The organism is uncultured Sphingomonas sp. (assembly GCF_946477935.1).
Classification (GTDB): domain Bacteria; phylum Pseudomonadota; class Alphaproteobacteria; order Sphingomonadales; family Sphingomonadaceae; genus Sphingomonas.
The window spans coordinates 1-8,478 of the sequence record NZ_CAMLAC010000157.1 but is presented as its reverse complement, the minus strand read 5'-3'; the positions used below and the strand labels follow the sequence as shown (position 1 = coordinate 8,478).

Sequence of the window (8,478 nt, the reverse complement as noted above, 5' to 3'; positions counted from 1 at the left end):
AGCCGGGGCTGGATGGCCGGCCGGCGGCGGCGTTCAATCTGTCGATCCTGGCGGCGCTGGTGGGGACGCCGTGGTTGCCCGACCTGACGGACCATGTGCTGCTGATCGAGGAGGTGTCGGAGCCGATGTACGCGATCGACCGATTGCTGTTCACGGTGGCGAACGCGACGCAGTTGAAGGGGCTGGCGGGCGTGCGGCTGGGCGGGGTGACCGCGGTGCAACCCAATGAGCCCGAATGGGGCGAAAGCCTGGAGTTCATGATCCGGCGCTGGTGCGGGGACATGGGGGTGCCCTATCTCGGTCGCGCGGAGATCGGGCATACGCAGACGAACCGTCTGGTGCCGTTCGGGATCGCCTGATCCGTCGTTCGGAAGACGAATAGATTCTCACGCGAAGACGCGAAGGCGCGAAGATGTTGGGGAGCGGGCCACCGCGCCGCCCAGTTCGAGGCGATGATTGCGATGGCGCTGACGCGCCGGGGTGCCAGACGAGACCTCTTTGCGTCTTCGCGTCTTCGCGTGAACCCGAAATCGCCCGGAAAATGCGGGAGGGTGACCCGCGCCGCCAATCCGCCTATATGGCCTCCGCCCCGGCGCGCCGTGGGCGTTCCTCCATCATGAGAGTCGCATAATGTCCGCCATGTTCCGCATCACGCTGCCCGACGGTTCCGTCCGCGAGGTCGCGCCCGGAACTACCCCGGCGGACGTGGCCGCCGCGATCGGCCCGGGGCTCGCCAAGGCCGCGATCGCGGCGCGGGTGGACGGTGAAGTGCGCGACCTGTCACGGCCCTTTGCCGGCGACTCGCAGCTCGCCCTCATCACCTTCAAGGATGAGGCCGACGCGCTGGAACTCGCCCGTCACGACTTTGCGCACGTCATGGCAGAGGCGGTGCAGCACCTGTTTCCGGGTACGCAGATCACCTTCGGCCCGGCGACCGACGATGGCTTCTACTACGACTTCGCCCCCAATCCCGATCGCGGGCCCTTCACCGACGAGGACCTGCCAGCGATCGAGGAGGAGATGCGCCGCATCATCGCCCGGAACGAGCCGTTCGTTCGCGAGGTGTGGTCGCGCCAGGAGCTGATCGATCGCTGGACCGCGCAGGGCGAGACGTTCAAGGCCGAATGGGCCGCCGAACTGCCCGAAGGCGAGGAACTGACCATCTATCGCCAGGGCGAATGGCTGGACATGTGCCGCGGCCCCCACATGCCGACGACCGGCAAGCTGGACCCGGCGGCGTTCAAGTTGACGCGTGTGTCGGGCGCCTATTGGCGCGGCGACCAGGCGAATGCGATGCTCAGCCGCATCTACGGCACCGGCTGGCTCAGCAAGAAGCAATTGCAGGAGCATCTGACCCGGCTGGAGGAAGCCGCCAAGCGCGACCATCGCAAGATCGGCGCGGAGATGGACCTGTTCCACCTCCAGTCCGAGGCGCAAGGGTCGGTCTTCTGGCATCCCAAGGGATACATGCTGTGGCGCCAGCTGGAGGCCTATATGCGCCGCCGGCTCGACGCGGCGGGCTATGAAGAGGTGAAGACCCCGCAGTTGATGGACGCGCGCCAGTGGGAGCAGTCCGGCCACTGGGGCAAGTATCGCGAGAACATGTTCGTCGTGCCCGACGAGATCCCGAACACCGAGGACGAGGGCGCGGTGATTTCGGGTGACGCCGACCTGATGGCGCTGAAGCCGATGAACTGCCCGGCGCACGTGCTGATCTTCCGTCAGGGGATCAAGTCGTACCGCGACCTGCCGATCCGCATGGCCGAGTTCGGCTGCTGCCACCGCAACGAGCCGCACGGCGCGCTGCACGGCATCATGCGCGTCCGCCAGTTCACGCAGGACGATGCGCATATCTTCGTGCGCGAGGACCAGTTGGTCGAGGAAGTGCGCAACTTCTGCGAATTGCTCGACCTGGTGTACCGCGACCTCGGCTTCGAGGATTATGCGGTGAAGCTGGCGCTGCGCCCCGAAAAGCGCTTCGGCTCGGACGCGATGTGGGACCAGTCGGAAGACGAACTGCGCCGCGCGGTGCAGCAGTCCAACCTGTCCGACACGATCAAGGCGAAGTTCGAGGAACTGCCGGGCGAGGGTGCCTTCTACGCGCCCAAGCTGGAATTCCACCTGACCGACGCGATCGGGCGGACATGGCAGGTCGGCACGATCCAGTCCGACCGCGTGCTGCCCGAGCGGCTGGACGCGTCCTACGTCGCGGAGGACGGCAACCGGCACCGCCCGGTGATGCTGCACCGCGCGATCCTGGGCACGTTCGAGCGCTTCCTGGGCATCCTGATCGAGCATCATGCCGGGCGCTTCCCGCTATGGCTGGCGCCGGTGCAGGCGGTGGTCGCGACGATCGTGTCGGATGCGGACGGCTATGCCGAGCAGGCGGCGACGACGCTGCGTGCCGCGGGGCTGCGTGTCGAGACCGACCTGCGCAACGAGAAGATCAATTACAAGGTGCGCGAGCACAGCCTGGCCAAGGTGCCGGTGCTGCTGGTGGTGGGCAAGCGCGAGGCGGAGGAAGGCAAGGTCGCAATCCGTCGCCTGGGCAGCCAGGCGCAGGAAATCGTGACGCTGGACGAGGCGGTTGCGATGCTGAAGGGCGAGGCGACCCCGCCGGATCTGCGCTGATATTATCCCTCTCTCCAACGGGGAGAGGGAAGGGGCCCGCTGCCGTGAGGCAGTGGGAAGGGTGAGGGGGCGCCAAGCAGCGCAGCACTGCTGGTCTGCCCCTCACCAGTTTCCGGGTGAACAGCGCCGCACGCTGTTCAGTCCATGCCGGGGGCATGGACGACCCGAAACTCCTCTCCCCGGAGGGGCGAGGGGCAGGCTGCGGCCTTGGAAAAGACTCGCTGCACACCATCTTTCAAACCAACCGCATTTGCCCTATATTGAGAAGGCAACTGCCACAGGAGAAATACCCATACGTCCTCCCATGATGCGCCGCCCGATGCAGGCGCCGCCGATGAATGGTCCCCGCTTCAATGAGTGGATCCAGAGCCAGAAGGTTCGCGTGATCGACCATGAGGGCGAGAATCTCGGCGTGATGTACACTCGCGAGGCGATCGCGCAGGCACAGGAAGTCGGCCTGGACCTGGTCGAGGTGTCGCCCAACGCGGATCCGCCCGTCGCCAAGTTCCTGGACGTCGGCAAGTACAAGTACGAGGCGCAGAAAAAGGCGAACCTCGCCCGCAAGTCGCAGAAGACGCAGGAGATCAAGGAGATCAAGATGCGTCCGAACATCGACGATCACGACTATGACACCAAGATGAAGAAGGTGGTCGAGTTCATCGGTGAGGGTGACAAGGTGAAGGTCACCATGCGCTTCCGCGGTCGCGAGCTTTCGCACGGCCAGCTTGGCATGAACGTGCTGCAGCGTGTCGCGGAGCAGGTGAACGAGGTCGCCAAGGTGGAAGCCTATCCGCGCATGGAAGGCCGCCAGATGCTGATGGTGCTCGCACCGAAATAATCTGCGGCCGACCGATCAGGTTGCCGGAAAGAGCGCGCGCAGCGATGCGGGCGCTCTTTTGGTATCGAGCCTTTCCAATGGCCGCCGAGATCGCCCCGCCAGTGTGGCGCTCCGGTGACACAGTGCAAATTCCGATACTCCGTCTTCGAAAAAGATAGACTTTCGCAACATTGCGCACGTAGCTTCCTCCCGAACTGGAAAAACGAAAAGGCGGATCGGCAAAAGCCGGCAGCCGGGTTCAGGACAGGAGAGTGAAGCCGATGCGCGCAAGTGCGTTCCTGCTATCTGCCGCCACCTTCGCCATCGCGGTTCCCGCCGCGGCGCAGGATGTTCCCACCACGCCCGAACAAGCGCAGGTGCCGGCGCAGGGCACCGCCAATGCCGCGGTGGGCGCGCAGACCAGTGACGCGACCGATGCGGACACGACCCGTGCGGCTGAACAGGCGCCGCTGAACGCCGGCGACATCGTCGTCACCGCCACCCGCCGCGCCGAGCGACTGTCCGACGTGCCGATCGCGGTATCCGCCATCAGTCAGGAATCGCTGCAGAATTCCGGTGCCACCGATATTCGCGCGCTGGGGCAGTTGGCACCGTCGCTGCTGGTATCCTCGACGGGCAGCGAGGCGAATGCATCGGCCCGTATCCGCGGTATCGGCACGGTGGGCGACAATCCCGGCCTGGAAAGCTCGGTCGCCGTGTTCATCGACGGCGTCTATCGCAGCCGTACCGGTTCCGGCCTGAACGATCTGGGCGAGGTCGACCGGATTGAGGTGCTGCGCGGGCCGCAGGGTACGCTGTTCGGCCGCAACGCGTCGGCTGGCCTGATCAACATCATCACCAAGGCGCCGTCCTACACCTTTGGCGGCTATGGCGAGGCGACCTACGGCAATTACAACAATGTCCGGCTGGCCGGTGCGCTGACCGGGCCGATCATCCCCGACATGCTGGCCTTCCGGATCGACGGCGTGTTCAACAAGCGCGACGGCTTCCTGTACGATGTCGTCAACAACACGGATTATAACGACCGCGACCGCTATTTCGTGCGCGGGCAGTTGTTGTTCGAGCCGTCCAGCGACATCGCGGTGCGCCTGATCGGCGATTTCACCCGCCGGAACGAGAAATGCTGCGGCGCTGTCTATGTCGACCTGCGCGAAAAGATCGATCCCACGCCGGGCGTGCCCGGCGACTTCGCGATCAACCCGGCGGGCAATCGCATCGTTCAGGTGATGCAGCAACTCGGCGCCGTATTCCCGAGTGCCGGCGATCCCTATAACCGCCGCATCGCCAACTCGCCGGGACGCGCTTATGCCAATGTCACCAAGGATTATGGCGGGTCGATGCAGATCGACTGGAATCTGGGCGGCGCCTCGCTGACCTCGATCACCGCCTACCGCGAATACAAGTCGGGCAATGCCGCCGACATCGATTATGGCAGCCTGGACATCGGCTACCGCGACGACGACGGCAACGCCTTCCGCCAGTTCCACACCTTTACCCAGGAACTGCGCCTGCAAGGCTCGGCGTTCGACGGCAAGCTCGACTGGCTGGTCGGCGGCTTCTATTCGAACGAAGACCTGGTGGTCCGCGATAACCTGCAATTCGGCAGCCAGTACGGCCTGTTCGCGGCCTGCCGCATCGTCGCCACGGTCAACCCCGCCGCCGTGCTGCGCGGCACCACGCCCGGATCGGGATGCCTCAGCCCGGTCGGGCAGGCCGCACTGACCCAGCAACTGGGGGCTGCGGCCCCGCTGATCATCGGCAATCTGCGTCGTCTGTCCGGGCTGAACAATCTCGGCGACTCGCGCGCCGATTATTATCAGGACAGCGAGAACTACGCCGCGTTCACCCACAACATCTTCCGCCTGACCGATACGATCAGCATCACCGCGGGTCTGCGCTACACGCGCGAGGAAAAGGCGTTCCGCGCCTTCTTCAACAATAACAACACCATCTGCCCGCAGCTTCAGGCGGGCACCGCGCAAGGCGGTCTGGGCGGCCTGCTCGCCAATCCCGCGCTGGCCAGCCTGGCGGGCGGCATCATCACGCTGGGCTGTACCGGCAACAGCTCGTCCGCGCTCAACGCGCTGAACCTGAACGATTCCTTCAAGGAGGATCAACTGACCGGCACCGGTGTGCTGTCATGGAAGCCGAACAACAACTGGCTGGTCTATGCCAGCTATTCGCGCGGGTACAAGGCGGGCGGGTATAATCTCGACCGTTCCGATCTGGGTACGGCGCTCTTCCCGCGCAGCAACGGCGATGTGCGCAACCTGCGCTTCGATCCCGAACTGGTGAACGCCTATGAAGCCGGCTTCAAGTTCACCTCGGCCGACTTCACGCTGAACGTCGCCGCCTTCCGGTCCGACTTCGACAATTTTCAGTTGAACACCTTCAACGGCACCAACTTCGTCGTCGAGAATATCGGCAGTTGCTCGACCAGCCTGAACGGCGGCGACCGCGATGCCAGCGCCACGACCGGGGCCTGCACGTCCGATGTGAAGTTCGGCGTGCGCAGCCAGGGCGTCGAGGTGGAGGCGGGCCTGTATCCGGCGCGCAACTTCTCGCTGAACATGGGCTATACCTTTGCCGACACGCGCCTGCGCCGGAACCTGGTGGGCAGTGCGGCCGGGGCTCCGCTGGACCCCGCGCTGTTCCTGCTGCCCGGAAACCAGTTGTCGAACGCGCCGCGCAATGTCGTCACCCTGTCGGCGAGCTGGACGCCCGAGCTGGGCTCATCGGGATTGTCGGCGCTGTTCTACGCCGATGGCCGGATGAGTTCGGACTATAATACCGGTTCGGACCTGTTTTTCGAGAAGGAGCAGGACGGCTTCTTCGTCGCCAATGCGCGCATCGGCCTGCGTGGGCCGAACCGCGTCTGGGCGGTGGAGGCCTGGGTAATGAACCTGTTCGATCAGGATTATCAGCAGGTCGCGTTCAACGCCCCGTTCCAGGGCGCCGGATCGCAGGGGCAGGTGCAGCGCTTCGGCGGGGTGGGGAACCAGATCTTCACCTCCTATCTGGGCGAGCCGCGGACCTATGGCCTGACGGTGCGTACGCGGTTCTGATCGCGTTGCACCGGGCGCCGCGCGGACCTATGCTGCGCGGGCATCCCCAGGGAGTTCCGGACATGATCCAGCGTCACCGCTGAGGCGGGAAGGTCTTCACCATCGGAGCGATCCGATCGCTGGGCTCTGTTTTTCCGAGACTATCATGCAACGATTGAACATTAAGACGTGCGTCGTCACCGGCGCCGCACGCGGCATCGGCCGTGCCATCGCGCAGCGCTTCCATGACGAGGGCGGCCTCGTCGTCGTCACCGACATCGACGCAGCGGCGGGCGAGGAGACCGCCGTGCAGATCGGCTGTCGATTCGAGCGGCTGGACGTGCGCGATGAGACCGATTGGGACCGGCTGGCGCGCGTCGTTCCCCAGGTCGATGTCGTCGTCAACAATGCTGGTATCACCGGCTTCGAGGGTGGAGCGGCGTCGCACGATCCCGAACATGCGACGCTGGCGGACTGGCGCGCGGTCCACCGGACCAATCTGGACGGCACGTTTCTCGGCTGTCGCTACGCGATCGGCGCGATGAAGGCGCGCGGCACGGGCGCGATCATCAACATCGCGTCGCGCTCTGGCGTGGTGGGCATCCCGCTCGCCGCCGCCTATGCCTCGTCCAAGGCGGCGATCCGCAACCACAGCAAGACGGTGGCGCTCTACTGCGCGCAGCAGGGATGGAAGATCCGCTGCAACTCGGTCCATCCCGCCGCGATCCTGACCGCGATCTGGGAACCGATGCTCGGCACCGGGTCTGACCGTGAGGCCCGGATGCAGGCGCTGGTCGCAGATACCCCGCTCAAGCGCTTCGGCCTGCCCGAAGAAGTCGCTGCCGTCGCCGCGATGCTCGCCTCCGACGAGGCCGGCTATGTGACGGGAACCGAGATACACGTCGATGGCGGGCTGCTCGCCGGATCGGCTGCATCACCGGGTTAAGTACGCATCCGGGATTTTCCCGGCTTCGGTTCTGCTGCGGTTCCTGCCACAAGGGATCATGGCCACCATGCCGTTCGATCATCAGGCCATGCATGTCGGTCTTCGCGCCTGGTTGCCGCGACGGGCCGATGCCGTGCCGCTGCTGCTGTATGGGATCGGTTTCGCGCTGGCGCACGCTGCGGCGGTGTGGTGGAGCGGGGAGGGTTTCTACTCGCTGTGGTTTCCCGCGGCGGGGTTGCGGTTTGCGTTGCTTTGGCGGCTTGGGGCGCGGCTCACGCCGGCGGTGGCGCTGATCGAGCTGGCGGTGGATGCGGCGAAGGGCGTGATCGCCTTTGCGTCGCCGGACTGGCCGCTGGCGGTGATGGGGATCGTGCGGCCGGTACTTGCCTATGGCCTGGTCATCGCTGCGATTCGGCGGCTGGCGAGCGGGCGACGCGCCGAGATGCTGGCCGCGCCGATGCCGTTCGGGCTGGCCGCGGTTGCAGCACCGCATGTCGCCGCGCTGGTGGCCTTGCCGCAGGCGATGCTGCGGCCGGACATGACGGGGGTGGAGGGGGCGCGGTCGATCGTCCTGTCGCTGACCGCCTTTACGGTGGGCGATCTGCTGGGAGTGTTGATCCTTGCGCCGCCGGTACTGTGGGTGGCCGGTCTTAATGAACGTCGCGCCGTGCCGCATTGGCCGCGGATGCAAGCCGCCGCGCTGGCCGAGGCGGTGCTGGTGCTGGGCGGCGCGATCGGCATTGTCGCCGCGCTCGATCTGCTGGGGCTGGGGTGGCAACCGATGCCGGTGCTGCTGGCGGTGGCGTGGATCGGGCTGCGCTTCGGGCGGCATGCGGCCTGGGCGGCGCTGCTGCTGGTCGTCGTGCTGACCCTGTCGCGCACCGCCGGAGCGGTCGCCACGCCACAGCGGCTGCACCTGCATCTGGGCCTGAGCATGATCGCGGTGGTCGGATATCTGGCCGGCAGCTTTGCCGACAGCCAGCGCCGCGCCCGCGCCGACGTCGCCCGCCGCGACCGGC

At 65.9% G+C, this 8,478-nt stretch carries 4 protein-coding genes and 2 pseudogenes; all 6 read left to right on the top strand.

Going from position 1 to position 8,478, the window contains the following annotated elements:
* Positions 1-359: pseudogene (locus Q0U08_RS14600) on the top strand (LD-carboxypeptidase); the annotation flags it as partial.
* A gap of 271 nt (positions 360-630) precedes the next feature.
* Positions 631-2,631 (top strand): threonine--tRNA ligase, encoded by a 2,001-nt coding sequence (thrS, locus tag Q0U08_RS14595; RefSeq protein WP_298092183.1) that lies wholly within the window; start codon positions 631-633, stop codon positions 2,629-2,631.
* Positions 2,632-2,935: 304 nt separating this feature from the next.
* On the top strand, positions 2,936-3,469 hold the full coding sequence (gene infC, locus Q0U08_RS14590; protein WP_112381333.1) for a translation initiation factor IF-3: 534 nt from the start codon (positions 2,936-2,938) through the stop codon (positions 3,467-3,469).
* Between the two features lie 260 nt (positions 3,470-3,729).
* Positions 3,730-6,534, top strand: coding sequence for a TonB-dependent receptor (locus Q0U08_RS14585; protein ID WP_298092182.1), 2,805 nt, complete (start codon positions 3,730-3,732; stop codon positions 6,532-6,534).
* A gap of 145 nt (positions 6,535-6,679) precedes the next feature.
* Entirely contained in the window at positions 6,680-7,459 is a 780-nt protein-coding gene (locus Q0U08_RS14580) for an SDR family oxidoreductase (RefSeq protein WP_298092181.1), read from the top strand.
* Between the two features lie 58 nt (positions 7,460-7,517).
* Positions 7,518-8,478: pseudogene (locus tag Q0U08_RS14575) on the top strand (sensor histidine kinase); the annotation flags it as partial.

Bases quoted from the DNA above. Each gene is read 5' to 3' on its own strand.
- Q0U08_RS14585 (WP_298092182.1), top strand. From the start codon at position 3,730: ATGCGCGCAAGTGCGTTCCTGCTATCTGCCGCCACCTTCGCCATCGCG.
- Q0U08_RS14580 (WP_298092181.1), top strand. From the start codon at position 6,680: ATGCAACGATTGAACATTAAGACGTGCGTCGTCACCGGCGCCGCACGC.
- infC (WP_112381333.1), top strand. From the start codon at position 2,936: ATGATGCGCCGCCCGATGCAGGCGCCGCCGATGAATGGTCCCCGCTTC.
- thrS (WP_298092183.1), top strand. From the start codon at position 631: ATGTCCGCCATGTTCCGCATCACGCTGCCCGACGGTTCCGTCCGCGAG.